General features: G+C 43.7%; 10 protein-coding genes and 1 riboswitch. Of the genes, 9 read left to right on the top strand and 1 reads right to left on the bottom strand.

Features of this window, described 5'->3' with window-relative positions:
* The first annotated feature begins 104 nt into the window (after positions 1-104).
* Complete coding sequence (locus BN3283_RS13655; RefSeq protein WP_059027032.1) at positions 105-692, top strand: MarC family protein; 588 nt, start codon at positions 105-107, stop codon at positions 690-692.
* 2 nt (positions 693-694) lie between these two features.
* Here BN3283_RS13655 and BN3283_RS13650 read toward each other — a convergent pair whose 3' ends face one another.
* Positions 695-1,207, bottom strand: a complete 513-nt coding sequence (locus BN3283_RS13650; protein WP_059027272.1) for a cob(I)yrinic acid a,c-diamide adenosyltransferase — start codon at positions 1,205-1,207, stop codon at positions 695-697.
* 220 nt (positions 1,208-1,427) lie between these two features.
* A riboswitch (cobalamin riboswitch) is annotated at positions 1,428-1,630 on the top strand.
* 220 nt (positions 1,631-1,850) lie between these two features.
* Between BN3283_RS13650 and BN3283_RS13645 the strand changes: the two genes are divergently transcribed.
* From BN3283_RS13645 to BN3283_RS13610, 8 genes are all read left to right on the top strand, one after another.
* Positions 1,851-3,773 (top strand): TonB-dependent receptor, encoded by a 1,923-nt coding sequence (locus tag BN3283_RS13645; RefSeq protein ID WP_286137693.1) that lies wholly within the window; start codon positions 1,851-1,853, stop codon positions 3,771-3,773.
* A gap of 28 nt (positions 3,774-3,801) precedes the next feature.
* The gene (locus BN3283_RS13640; RefSeq protein WP_059027028.1) at positions 3,802-4,971 is read left to right on the top strand and encodes a YncE family protein; all 1,170 of its coding nucleotides are present in this window, start codon (positions 3,802-3,804) and stop codon (positions 4,969-4,971) included.
* Positions 4,972-4,984: 13 nt separating this feature from the next.
* Complete coding sequence (locus tag BN3283_RS13635) at positions 4,985-6,661, top strand: PKD-like domain-containing protein (protein ID WP_059027026.1); 1,677 nt, start codon at positions 4,985-4,987, stop codon at positions 6,659-6,661.
* A gap of 8 nt (positions 6,662-6,669) precedes the next feature.
* Positions 6,670-8,751, top strand: coding sequence for a hypothetical protein (locus BN3283_RS13630; protein WP_147625631.1), 2,082 nt, complete (start codon positions 6,670-6,672; stop codon positions 8,749-8,751).
* A gap of 26 nt (positions 8,752-8,777) precedes the next feature.
* Complete coding sequence (locus BN3283_RS13625; protein ID WP_059027023.1) at positions 8,778-10,691, top strand: hypothetical protein; 1,914 nt, start codon at positions 8,778-8,780, stop codon at positions 10,689-10,691.
* A 64-nt stretch (positions 10,692-10,755) separates the two neighbouring features.
* Positions 10,756-11,877, top strand: a complete 1,122-nt coding sequence (locus BN3283_RS13620; RefSeq protein WP_059027271.1) for an ABC transporter substrate-binding protein — start codon at positions 10,756-10,758, stop codon at positions 11,875-11,877.
* Positions 11,874-12,920: an iron chelate uptake ABC transporter family permease subunit gene (locus tag BN3283_RS13615; protein ID WP_434059166.1), complete on the top strand. Its 1,047-nt coding sequence runs from the start codon at positions 11,874-11,876 to the stop codon at positions 12,918-12,920. Before BN3283_RS13620 ends, BN3283_RS13615 begins: the two co-directional genes overlap by 4 nt.
* Position 12,921: 1 nt before the next feature.
* A complete protein-coding gene (locus BN3283_RS13610; RefSeq protein WP_059027021.1) occupies positions 12,922-13,944 on the top strand; it encodes an ABC transporter ATP-binding protein in 1,023 nt (340 codons plus the stop codon).
* Positions 13,945-13,972 lie beyond the last annotated feature (28 nt).

The raw sequence follows: 13,972 nt of genomic DNA, 5'->3' as shown, positions 1-13,972 counted from the left end.
ATTGTAAATTTGCAGAGGTACAAAATGACTGTTTTCACAAGGTTCGAGTTGGTTTCATTAATCAAAACAGTCTTGTACCCTGCAAGTTTTTAATAAGTTAATACATGGAATTAAGTTTTAAAGAAATTTTTACGGCCTTTATGGTGTTGTTTGCCGTCATTGACATCACGGGTTCCACACCTATTATTATAAATCTGAATAGCAACGGGAACAAGGTCAATGCGGAAAAAGCAGCCGGAATTTCCTTGGTTATTTTTATCACCTTCCTTTTTGCCGGGGACGCATTACTAAAATTGTTCAATATCGATATCTCCTCTTTCGCTATTGCCGGAGCTTTAGTACTTTTTGTGTTAGCTATTGAAATGACATTTAGTATCGAAGTTTTCCGTAACGACGGACCCGGCGGCTCTGCCACCATCGTTCCCGTTGTCTTTCCTTTGGTAGCCGGTGCCGGCGCCCTCACGACAACCTTGTCTCTCCGAGCAGAATGTCATATCGCTAACATCATTATTGCCGTTATTTTAAATATGGTAGTAGTCTATATCGTATTAAAGAACGTAACCTTGGTAGAACGTCTGATCGGTAAAGGAGGCGTATATATTCTCCGTAAATTTTTCGGTATCATACTGCTTGCCATGTCCGTAAAACTATTTACGAGTAACCTGACAAGTCTGCTTAACTCTTTTTCCTGAGCCTAACGATCAATACCTTCTCTGGACAAAACGCCCCGGGTATAATAATGCTTTACCTCCTGCATCTCCGTTACTAAGTCCGCAAATTCCGTCAAGGTTGCCGAAGCATAGCGGCCCGTAACAACCACTTCCGTAGCGATCGCTTTCTTTCGCAAGGCTTTCAGTACCTCCTCCTCCGTTAATAATCGATAATAAAGGGCTATGGTCAACTCATCCAAGATAACCACATCATATTCTCCGGAACTTAATTTTTTTGTACACTCTTTAAGTCCTTTACGAGCCATATCCATTTCTGACGGATCATGTTTAATAAAACATCCTCGTCCGAACTGACGGATCTCCAACCGATCAAACAAAGATTCTATTTGGGTCTCGTGGTATTTCATACTTTTGACAAACTGTCCGATAAAGACCCTTTTACCAGCACATAAGGCCCTCACGGCAAGTCCGAATGCAGCTGTTGTTTTCCCTTTACCGTTTCCGGTATACACCTGAATATATCCTCTTTTTTCCATCATTCCACTATATTTATAAATAGAGTCTCTCATATCACAGTGAACAAAAATAAATATTTTATTTCATTTACCCTTTTTTATTCTTATCCAATACATATAGCTAAAAATCAACGTCCTATTCCGGCAATTATTTTCGGAAAATAACGTATTATCTTATATATTTCGTATTAAAAATAAAGTATTATTTGTTTATTACTAAATACTATCTAATTTTGCACCCGATTAAACAATCGATTTTGGTGTCACCTTTCGTTTTACGGAAGGTGGTGAAAAGGGAATCAGGTGAGAATCCTGAACAGACCCGCTGCTGTAAGCTCCACCGAAATTTTCGAACAATACTCACATCCACTGTTTCGACATGAAATGGGAAGGGCGTTTGAAAACGGAGTAAGTCAGAAGACCTGCCAATATCGTTATAATCTGAAGCTTTCTGGGAGTAGAGCTTGGATATAAACGTGAACATTATCCGATTTATTCTTTACGACAAAAGAGTAACTTCGTTATTTGTACCGCAGGATATTCTCCAGAAGGCTGTTTATTACTTTAATGACAGCTAAAAATGAATTATTCGCATCTTATCGCTCTGAATTTATGGTTGTTGACGACACCGGGAATTTATGCCCAACAGCAGGACACAACTAAAATGTATCATATAAAGGAAGCCGTTGTTTCCGCCAAGCAGATACAAAAAGAGATCATTCCCGTCCAAATTTTATCCGGAGCTACTTTACAAAAATTAAGCGTCCACTCTGTCGCTGATGCTTTACGCTATTTTTCCGGAGTACAAATTAAAGATTACGGGGGAATCGGAGGGTTGAAAACCGTTAATATCCGGAGTATGGGTACTCAACACGTCGGAGTTTTCTATGACGGGATCGAGTTGGGAAATGCCCAAAACGGAATTATCGATTTAGGACGTTTTTCGTTGGACAATATGGAGTCCATTTCATTATACAACGGACAACGAAGCGCCATTTTCCAATCGGCCAAAGACTTCGGTTCAGCCGGATCCATTTATATGGTCTCCAGGATCCCCCGATTCAATCCCGGGAAAAAATACAATGCCAAATTTACCTTTAAGACCGGTTCCTTCGGGTTGGCCAATCCCTCCTTTCTGCTGGAAAACCGACTCGGTAAAAATATCGACGGTTCATTAAGTGCAGAATACATGTATACCAACGGAAAATACAAATTCAGTTACCGGAAGAAAAACGGTTACGATACCACTGAAATACGTAAGAACGGGGATGTATACGCCATTCGAGCAGAATACGGTCTTTTCGGCAAGCTCAAAGAGGGAGAATGGAAAGCAAAAACTTATTTCTATCATTCGGAAAGAGGATATCCCGGAGCCTCGGTACGTGAAGAGCCCGGAAAATTTAAAAATCAGGATCGACAATGGGATTCCAATTTTTTTCTACAAGGCTCTTTTAAAAAGTACTTCAACCGTTACAGCATGCTTATCAACGGCAAATACGCTTACGATTACCTGCATTATCTCTCCGATCCCCGCTTGGACGCTTCTACGATGTATGTAAACAACCACTATCGCCAACAAGAGGTATATCTTTCTTCCGCCAACCTGTTCAACGTTCTTCCCGGATGGAATCTAAATTTATCTGCCGATTTCCAATGGAATAAATTGAATGCAGACCTCGTCGATTTTGTCTATCCTACCCGTTACACGGGCTTAATCGCACTGGCTACGGCTATTAATTTCCAGCGTTTGAACATACAGGCAAGTCTACTGGGTACCTTCGTCAATGATAAAACTCGCGTTACAAATGCAGCTGCAGACAGTAAACAAAAGTATACCCCCACCATTATCCTTTCCTGGCAACCCTGGGAGGAAAAAGATTTGAATTTCAGGGCATTTTACAAACGAATATTCAGGATGCCCACCCTGAATGATCTGTATTATACCTTTATCGGGAACAAAAATCTGGCTCCGGAATACACGATCCAATACGATTTCGGTATCACCTATGCCCGCCAGTTTACCTCTTCGGCACTAAAAAGTTTAGAAATTCAAGTCGACGGCTACTATAACGAAGTAACCGATAAAATCATCGCCATTCCGACCTCCAACCAATTTCGCTGGACAATGATCAATTTGGGAGAGGTCGAAATTCGAGGAGTGGATGTTGCCTTACAATCGCAATGGAATTTCAAACGTCATTGGTTGCTCGATACCCGAATAAACTATACCTACCAGAAGGCACAGGATTTCAGTAAACCGGGAAGTCCTTTTTACGGAGATCAGATCCCCTATATTCCCTGGCATAGCGGATCCGCAATCCTGAACGGCAGTTATAAAAGCTGGGATTTGAACTACAGCTTCATCTATACTGGAAAACGTTACGAATCGAGCGCCAATATTCCTGAAAACAAAGCCAAAGAGTGGTATACAAACGATCTTTCGGCTTCCAAAACATTTCTGTGGAAGAAGGCAAAAATCCGATTGACGGCAGAAATCAATAACCTGCTGAATCAACAATACGAGGTCGTGGAGTGTTATCCCATGCCGGGTACCAACGTAAAGTTTACGATCAATATAGAAATCTGATACAAATAAACCTTTAATCTTTTAAAGTATGATCAAACTAAAAATTCATGTAGGTATACTCTTTCTGGTAGGAAGCTTTATATTCTCTTCCTGCCGGAACGATGATGAAGAGATCATCTCTTCGGTTATCACCCAAGTAGCGCCGAGCGATTCGGTCTCCGGTCCCATTAAGGGATTCTTTCTGTTGAACGAAGGAAATATGGGCAGCAATAAAGCCACTTTGGACTACTTCGACTACACGACCGGAAAATACCATAAAAATATCTTTCCGGAAAGAAATCCTTCGGTTGTCAAAGAACTCGGAGACGTAGGAAACGACATTCAAATTTACGGAAACAAATTATACGCGGTTATCAATGCCTCCAATCTGGTGGAAGTCATGGATGTCAATACGGCCAAGCATATCGGAACAATTTCTATCCCGAATTGCCGATACATCGTATTCGACAAAGGATACGCCTATGTCAGCTCTTATGCCGGAAAAATAGAAATAGATCCCAACGCCCGGTTAGGGTATGTAGCCAAAGTGGATACGGCTACCCTGCAAATACTCGACTCCTGTTCCGTGGGGTATCAACCGGAAGAGATGGTTATTGCGGGAAATAAACTATACGCGGCCAACTCCGGAGGGTATCGCGTTCCCAACTACGACAATACGGTATCGGTCATCGACCTGAACAGTTTTAAAGAGATTAAAAAAATTCCGGTAGCCATCAACCTCCACCGGATGAAAATCGACCGGAATGCCAATATCTATGTTACCTCCCGGGGAGACTATAAAAACATACACTCCAACACCTATGTCATCGATCCGAGAAAAGACATCGTCACCGACGTTCTGAATTTCCCGGCAAGCGAGCTATACCTTTGCGGGGATTCGCTTTACGCCTACAGCACGGAATACAGCAAAATCACCGAAAAGAACACGGTCACCTACGCCATATACAATACCAAAACAAAACGTATCGTAACCAGAAACTTTATCAAGGACGGAACGGAACTATCGATAAAGGTCCCCTACTCTTTGGCCGTAGATCCGAGAACCAGAGAGATATACATTTCTGATGCCAAAGACTATATCACCCCGGGCACTCTTTATTGTTTCACCCCGGACGGAAAGAAAAAATGGGAAGTGACCACAGGAGATATTCCGGCACACCTTGTTTTTACCACAAAACCATTGAAAGATTTAAAATAAAAAATCGCTCATTATGAAAAAATTCTTACTTATCATCTTGTTATGGGGCCTTTTCCTCGGAACCCTTCAATCCTGTTCCGACGACGATAAGGTACATATCGGTTCTCCTGACGTGACTTTCAATAACGGAAGTGGAGAATATAAAGTCAAAATCGGTAAAGAGATCACGTTAAAAGCAAAAATAAAAGATGCCGTAAATCCTGTCTATTCCTGGAAGATAAACGGTGAGATCGTCTCCACCGATACGACCTTCCTGTTCTTCGGCAAGCAAATCGGCGAGAGCTTTGTTAACTTTCGATTGGATGCGGATAACGGAAGTATAGAAAAACAGGTAAAAATCTCCGTCGTAGAGAAAGCCCTTCCCGTGGTCTCCATCATCGGTTCCCTTGCCCCGTTTGCCGGGATCGATTATCCGATAGCCCCCGCGGTAGAGAACAGTGAAGGTGCCAGTTATCTCTGGCGAGTAGACGGAAAAGTATCCGGTACGGACAGCGTACTCATCTTCAATCAACCCGAAGCAGGAGAATACCAATTGGCTTTGACCGTAAAAAATGAAGACGGAGAGGCCGTTTACATCAATAAAGTGATGGTCTTATCCGTCATAGAAGCACAATTGATCTTTAGCGACGGCCGTTACCGGATTCCCACGGATAACCGGATTCCCAAATTTACAGTTCCTCAAGGGAGAAAATTAGTTTTATCTCCGACCACATTCGGTATTTCCCCAAACGCCGTTTATGAATGGAGCGTAGACGGAACCGTACAAAACGAAAAATCGGTATTTTTCACTTTTGAACCTACGCAACAGAAAACCTATCGCCTTAAAGTATCTGTAAAAGAGGGGGGAAAAACAGTATTTGCAGAAGCCGATATTACCTGTACGGAACCGGAAGAGACCCATCGTCGGACGATCACCGCCTCAAGTTCCGCAAAGATAACCGACATTTTCGAATATATCCCCGCACCGAATCAATTCAATTCATACCAGATCGGTTCTACTTTCACCCAAGCTTTAAACGATGCCCGTTCCATACTTACCAACGAGAGTTACACCTTCCTCGGGGCTTACGGGGGATACATCGTCATGGGCTTCGACCATAGCGTGGAGAACAAAGAAGGCGAATATGATTTAGAAATTAATGGAAATGCTTTTTCCGGTAATTCCGAACCGGCTATCGTATGGGTCATGCAGGATGAAAACGGAGACGGATTACCGAACGATACATGGTACGAATTGAAAGGAAGTGCTACCCCGGAACAGACTACCCGTCAATACGCCATTACCTACTACAAGCCCAAGGCAACTCGCGCCAACGTGATTTGGGTCGACAATGAGGGAAAAACCGGAAGTGTGGATATCAATAGCTACCACTCCCAGGACTATTATTTTCCGATGTTTATCCAAGGGAACAGCTATACCCTATATGGTACCAAACTGGCTCCCCTTACCGAGAATGTCGGAGGAATCTGGTATAATCGGGATTACGAATGGGGATACGTGGATAACTACGGAACAAATAAAGATTGTTTCGACATCGGTAATGCCGTTCAACGCGACGGAACCCCTATAAAACTAAAATACATCGATTTTGTCATGGTACAAACCGGAATAAGTTCCAAAGCGGAAAGCATCGGAGAACTTTCCACCGAGTGTTGTGCAGCCTATGATTATCACTTAAAGAATAAATGATCATGAATATGAAAAAATGGAATATAACAGGGTCGGTTTTCATGCTCTTTGCCGTACTCGGAATCACGGGATGTAACGACAAGGACGATCCCTTTAACGGAATGGATAATTACATCACCTCTTTTATTTTGACACAGGGCAGTACCTCTTTAAAGGCAGAGTTGATCAACGACAGTATCATCATCACAGCCCCCGCAGCTCTTTCACTGGAAGGGGCCAAAGCAGAACTGACTTTGAGCGAACGGGCACGTATTACACCCTCCCCGGAAGAGATCGACAAATGGGACGAACAAATGCTTTTTAAAGTCAATGCTTCGAACGGAGAACAAAGAGTCTATTACTATCTGGTAAAAAAAGAACAATCCGTACTGGAAGGAAGCATACAACTCACGACACAAGAGGAGGTAAATGCATTCGAAACAAACGGAATCACGGCAATCAACGGAAATCTGATCATTGCATCGACTTCCGGCGAAGACTCGATCACCTCTTTAGTTCCGTTACATAACCTTCGGGAGATACGATACGATTTGATCGTCAATGACCGGTATACCGGAAAAGATCTGTTGGGATTAGAGAATTTGGAGAAAGTGGGAGGAGTCTCGATCCAGGCAGGCAAGAACCTCGAACTGATAGAGTTTCCGCACCTGATTTCCGTGGGAAAAGACTTTACGGTAAATCATGCGAAGGTAGAACAAATCGTGTGTCCCAAGCTAAACCGTATCGGACGTCATTTGAATGTTTCAGGAAATTTAGCTCAAACAGAGTTCCCCGCGTTGGAGGAAATAGAAGGAGGCCTGACCTATACCTCTTCAGGTTCTCTCTCTTTGATTCCGACTATCTATTTCCCTAATTTAGTCCGAATCGGAGACAACTTCTCCATCGAAAAACTGGAAAAGGTGGAGCGGATCGATCTACCCGCTTTAGAAAAGTGCGGAGGTATGTCTATTTTTGCCAATACTTCCAAGTCCATGCTTAAGATATTAAACACTCCCGCTTTAAAAGAGATTTCCGGGACACTGGATATCAGGTATTGTCAAATCCTCGAACTGGAGATGCCCGTACTGGAACAGGTTGCAGAGATCAAATTAAGAAATAACTCCATTCTTACATGCAAATTTCCTCTCCTCCGCGAAATAACCGGTAACCTAACCCTCGAAAGCTTGTCCCACCTGGAAAATTTAGACGGGTTCCCGGCTCTGGCATCGATCGGAGGCATATTCACGATTCAGTCCATAACCCATTTTGAAAAATTCGAAGCCCCGGCAACTTTAAAGAAAATCAACGAACTAAAGTTATCCAATCTGAATCATATAACCGAGATCCATATCAAAGGCTTGGACATCGCGACGCTCAACCTGTTGAACAAAACATTAGCCACCGCTAAAGTAATCGGAGACAAGGTATTCAACGGTATCCTTCGTCTGGAATGCACCTCCTCTATCTCCCAAACAGATAATCTGTTTCCCTTATTGGAAGGTATAGAAGAGATCGGAGGCTTGGATTTAAACGGATATGCCTTATACAACATCGACGCCCAAGGCATAACCAAAATCAACGGGGATCTTACTGCAAATACAAGTTCACTTAAGACACTAAAATTCCCGCATCTGACAGAGGTATCCGGAAATTTGACCTTAAAGTCAAGCCTGAGTAGCTTAACCGAATTCGGAGTACCCTTGCTTACAAAGGTCGGAGCGAATTTGAAGATCAACAATTTCTCCAAAAACTTCGCCCTGAAAATACCGGCCTTAACAGCAGTCGGCGGAGACATGACCATCTCAACGGCCGACTATAGCAACTCTTTTGCCTCTATCGAAATGCCGGCTTTGATAAGCATTGGCAATAAACTGACACTAAACACGAGCAGCAGTTATTATACCAATAAGGCATTGACCCATCTGGACGGATTCTCTGCTCTTGCGAGCGTAAAAGAGGTCGAGATCACCAGTCAGGCAGCATTGGTATCATTTTTAGGCTTAAAACAGGCGATTCCGGGCATTTCCAGTTTAAAAACGGAGAAAAACAAGTACAATCCGACACTCGAAATGTTACAAAACGGCCAATGGACAGAACCCAACCAAAATTGAAGTTTAATTCGTAAATGAAAAAGAATATGCAACTGTTATCTATAAAAAGAGTTTTTTTCTTTTTGTTTATCTCGCTTCTCGTGACGAGTTGTAGCGACGACGAAAGTGATTTTACGGGAGGAGACAACTATATAACCTCCTTTCGTCTGAAACAAGGAGAAGCTTTACTGCACACGACAATTCACGGGGACAGCATCAAACTGGTCGTTCCCGAAAACTTTACTTTCGACGGCATTTCCGCCGCCATTACGACCAGTGAAAACGCTACCCTCTCTCCGTCCCTTTCGGAAGTACAGGCATGGAATATCAAACAGACGTTTACGGTTACTTCGTATAACGGGAGTAAACGTACCTATACTTATGTCGTAGAGAAGAGATCCGTCGCTCATGAAGGCAATGTCGTATTGGCAACCCAAGCCGACCTGGAAGCCTTCGCCGCACAGGACATAAATGAAGTAAACGGAAGTCTGACCATCGGAGAAGCAGAAGGCGAGGCAACCGTCACCTCTCTGGCTCCCTTGGCCAAACTTCGGAAAGTAAAATACGACCTCATCATCAACTCTACATACGGCGGGACGAATTTAGAAGGATTGGAAAATTTAGAATCGGTCGGGGCCATACGCATCAACAAAGGGACCGGACTGGAAGAGGTAAACCTCCCCCAATTAAAAGATATCGCCCAAACGTTATATGTAGAAAGCAGTCAGAGTAAGATCGCAACCATAAACTTTCCCAAGTTAACCAATATTGGGGGAAGTGTTACTTTGGGATCGCTCTCGACCTTGGAAACCCTTTCAGCACCTAAGGTGGAAAAGATTTGGGGTGCATTGAATCTATCTTCCGATCGTTCTTTGGTCGAATTGGATCTATCCTCGTTAAAAAGAGTCGACGGAGAGTTGAATCTTTCCGACATCAGTAAGATCACAAACGTGGACGGACTGAAAGCGCTGGAATTCATCGGTGGAAAATTCACTCTGGATAACCTATCGGCAGTGGAAAATTTAGACGGATTGAAAGCGCTCTCTTACGTGGGAGGAGATTTTTGGATGTACAGACTCCCGTTGATTACCCGCTTAAACGGGTTCTCCTCTCTTAAAGAGGTAAGAGGTACCTTAACTATTTACTCCGTGCCTTTTGAGTCATTCTCCGATTTCTCCTCATTAAAAAGAGTTCCCAGATTGGCTATCAAAAATAATGATGCCCTGAAAGATGTAAATATTTCGAATTTGGAAAATCTTACTTCAATGGAATTCGAAGGGATAAAAAATGAAGCGACCTTAACCGGTAAAGAAATTTTCCCGGGCTATATCAATGTCACCACATCCAATATCCTTATAAAAGGGATTAAAGAGGTCGACCGATTGAGGTATTACATCAATATACCGGATCAGGACAGGACATTGGATATTGAAAAAGTAAACGGCGATTTCACGTTATTGGTCTACGGCCTTACAGGAAGCTTTAATTTACCCCGGTTAACGGAAATCGGCGGAAAGCTGGATATCCAAATTCAGAATAAGATCACGCTCGATTTATCCGCTTTGAAAAAATTAGGAAGTTTAAAAGCAGAAGGAGTCAACGTCGACATCTTAGCACTCCCGGTATTGGAAACGGTAAAAGGTGATTTCAATATAACCACGGCAAACTATCAAAGCAATATGTCAGATGTTCAGGCTCCCAAACTGCAAAGCGTGGGCGGCATGTTTGCCTTATGCGGTTTCAGCTCTTATTACAGCAACAAATACATCACCGACCTAAACGGTTTCAGTTCCTTGAAGAGTGTAGGCAGTATTAAAATTCAACACAACATGATGTTGACCTCATTTAAAGGAATAGAAGGCGTCATCTACTCTTTGGAAGCAGCCCAATGGAAGGTTTCCGGCAACGGATACGATCCGACTTACCAAGATATGGAAAATGGCTTATGGGATAAACCCTGATAGAAAAGTCCTGCCTGAAAAAACGGGCAGGACAATCACACTATATTTATCTATTTTTATATCTATGAAAATTCATATCCTATTCGTCGGTCTTATTCTTCTTTGTTTTTCCTGCAAAAACCAACCATCCGGTTCAAACGCTGCCGGGGCTCCGATCCCTCTGAAATACGCCGAGAATCTCGTGCTGTTCCCGATTGAAGACTACACGATAGCCCAACTGCGTAATCCCTGGGATACTACTAAAATATTACATACTTACATTTTGGTTCCGAAAGAGAAAAAAGTTCCGACTCATCTCCCGGAAGGAACCGTAGTGAAAATCCCGTTGTCTAAGGCGATCGTCTACTCTTCCGTCCATTGCAGCCTGCTTCGGCAATTGGGTTCAATAACAAGTATCGTCGGCGTTTGCGATCTCCAGTATATCAAAATACCGGAAATACAAGAAGGATGTTCCTCAGGTAAAATCGCCGATTTGGGAAGCAGCATGAATCCCGATATCGAAAAAATCATCGATATTCACCCGGATGCCATCTTACTCTCTCCTTTCGAAAATAGCGGCGGCTACGGACGAATTGAAAAATTGGACGTACCGATCATCGAATGTGCCGATTACATGGAAACCTCTCCCTTGGGACGGGCGGAATGGATGCGCTTTTACGGATTATTATTCGGACAGGCAGCAACAGCAGACTCTCTCTTTTCAGCGGTAACAAAAGAGTATAAGCGATTATGTCAATTGGCCTTGACGGCACCGTCAAAACCCTCCGTTATCAGCGAACTAAGAAGCGGATCGGCCTGGTACGTGCCGGGTGGAAAAAGCACGATGGGACAACTGTATTCGGATGCCGGCGCCCACTATCTATGGAGCGACGACCCCCGGAGCGGATCTGTTCCCCTGGCCTTCGAAGTTGTTTTCGACCAGGGACACGAGGCCGATTTTTGGCTGATAAAATACAATCAGCAAACAGACAAGACTCTTCGCGAATTAAAATCGGACTACGCTCCCTACGCCAAATTCAAAGCCTTCAAAGAGAAGAACGTGTACGGATGCAACACGGGTAAGGTCGCTTTTTACGAGGAGTCCCCCTTCCACCCCGAATTATTATTAAAAGACCTGATAAGTATTTTTCATCCTGAATTAGTGAAAGATTATCAAGCATATTATTTCCAAAAACTGACGGAATGAATACCTCACACATGACATCTCCCGGCCGAAAATTCGGAATATTACTAACAGGCACCATCCTGGTGTTGTTGTATGGTAATTTGATCATAGGTTCCGTCCATATACCCGTTGATGCCGTTTGGGACATCTTGTGCGGACAGGATGTCGAAAAAGCGAGTTGGAGATTTATTATTTGGGAATCACGCGTTCCCCAATGTATTACGGCCCTATTATGCGGAGCGGCATTAGCGGCTTCCGGTTTGATGTTACAAACAGCCTTCAACAATCCTTTAGCCGGCCCTTCCATCTTAGGAATTACGACCGGATCCAGCTTGGGAGTCGCCCTTGTCATGTTATTGGGAGGAGGCATTATTTCAGCGGGCGCATTCAACTTATCCGGTTTTTTTTCCGTCACTCTGGGAGCTTTTACCGGTTCCATGGTAGTTATGGGAATGATTCTGTTTTTCTCTACACTGACGAAAAGCAATATCATGTTGTTAATTATCGGTATTATGATCGGCTATATAGCTTCTTCCGTCATTGCCCTGTTGAACTTTTTTGCCACGGCGGAAGGGGTACACTCTTATATTATATGGGGGATGGGAAATTTCGGCGGAGTATCTATGGAACAATTGCCCTTTTTCTCCGCTACCTGTCTCATCGGATTGCTCCTCTCCTTATCATTGACAAAACCCCTGAATGCCCTTCTGTTAGGCACTCGATATGCCGAGAACTTAGGTATAAACATCCGCCGTATCCGTCATATGCTACTGATCGCTACCGGGCTATTAACAGCAGTCACAACGGCCTTTTGCGGTCCTATCGCTTTTATCGGCTTAGCTGTTCCTCATGTCGCACGACTCCTGTTGGGCACCTCGAACCATAATTCTCTCCTTCCGAACACCATGCTGCTGGGAGGGGCCATTGCCCTATTATGTAATCTGATATGCGTATTACCGGGGGAATCGGGCATCATTCCGTTAAATGCCGTAACGCCGGTATTGGGAGCCCCCGTGATCATTTACGTCATCATTAAACAACGCAAGATCCAATACTTCAACTAATATGCAAAATAATCCCATCATACGGTCGCAGGACCTGACCATCGGATACAGGAAAGGCCGGAAAGAGACGAACCCAATCCAGCAACACCTCTCTTTCGAACTCCATAGAGGAGAATTAGTCTGTCTTTTGGGACCCAACGGGGCCGGTAAATCCACGCTTTTACGTACACTCGCATCATTCCAACCCCCATTAACGGGAGAAGTGCAACTCGAAGGGAAACCTTTATCCGACTATTCGGAAAAAGAACGTTCCCGAAAAATAGGGGTAGTACTCACGGACCGGACACAGGCCGGAGGATTGACCGTCTATGAATTAATCTCTTTAGGACGTCAACCGCATACCGGATTTTTCGGACGACTCCATGCACGTGACCACAAAATCATCGAAGAGGCTATGAGTTCCGTGGGGATAGAAAACAAATTCAATAATTACGTTGCCGAACTATCCGACGGAGAACGACAAAAAACGATGATAGCCAAAGCATTGGTCCAAGAATGTCCGGTAATTCTTTTAGATGAACCCACCGCTTTTTTAGACGTAACGAGCCGAATAGAGATCATGCAACTCCTGCATACCCTTGCTTACCGACAACAAAAAACGATTCTGTTATCCACCCATGATATAGAACAAGCCCTTATTCTGGCGGATCGGCTATGGTTGCTATCGAAAACGGAAGGATTACGTTGCGGGGTAACGGAAGACCTGATTTTCGATAACAGCATGGATACGCTATTCGACCGGGAAAAAATAAAATTCGACCTTACCCAGGGAAACTATTATCCGCCCATACGGGGAGATCGCCATATCATCGTCGAGGCGGAAGACGAAACCTTAAAACATTGGGCGATCAACGCTTTAAACAGAAACCATTACATCTGCCTTTCCTATCCCTACCCTTCCACTCTTTACCCGATATTAAAACTAAAAACGGCCCGGGAGATGAGTTTTCTTCCCTCCGGGGGAGAAAAAATCCCCGTACACTCGTTCGAAGAATTGACCGATCTTTTAAAATCCCTACCCTAACTTAAACCTTCCCGAGAAACGATGGTCC

Origin of the sequence: Gabonibacter massiliensis (genome assembly GCA_001487125.1) — a bacterium.
GTDB lineage: Bacteria > Bacteroidota > Bacteroidia > Bacteroidales > Marinifilaceae > Gabonibacter > Gabonibacter massiliensis.
The sequence above is the reverse complement of the archived record's forward strand: the minus strand, read 5'-3'. Positions and strand labels throughout refer to the sequence as shown.

Coding starts and splice junctions, on each gene's coding strand:
- BN3283_RS13655 (WP_059027032.1), top strand. CDS start 105: ATGGAATTAAGTTTTAAAGAAATTTTTACGGCCTTTATGGTGTTGTTT.
- BN3283_RS13650 (WP_059027272.1), bottom strand. CDS start 1,207: ATGGAAAAAAGAGGATATATTCAGGTGTATACCGGAAACGGTAAAGGG.
- BN3283_RS13645 (WP_286137693.1), top strand. CDS start 1,851: ATGTATCATATAAAGGAAGCCGTTGTTTCCGCCAAGCAGATACAAAAA.
- BN3283_RS13640 (WP_059027028.1), top strand. CDS start 3,802: ATGATCAAACTAAAAATTCATGTAGGTATACTCTTTCTGGTAGGAAGC.
- BN3283_RS13635 (WP_059027026.1), top strand. CDS start 4,985: ATGAAAAAATTCTTACTTATCATCTTGTTATGGGGCCTTTTCCTCGGA.
- BN3283_RS13630 (WP_147625631.1), top strand. CDS start 6,670: ATGAAAAAATGGAATATAACAGGGTCGGTTTTCATGCTCTTTGCCGTA.
- BN3283_RS13625 (WP_059027023.1), top strand. CDS start 8,778: ATGCAACTGTTATCTATAAAAAGAGTTTTTTTCTTTTTGTTTATCTCG.
- BN3283_RS13620 (WP_059027271.1), top strand. CDS start 10,756: ATGAAAATTCATATCCTATTCGTCGGTCTTATTCTTCTTTGTTTTTCC.
- BN3283_RS13615 (WP_434059166.1), top strand. CDS start 11,874: ATGAATACCTCACACATGACATCTCCCGGCCGAAAATTCGGAATATTA.
- BN3283_RS13610 (WP_059027021.1), top strand. CDS start 12,922: ATGCAAAATAATCCCATCATACGGTCGCAGGACCTGACCATCGGATAC.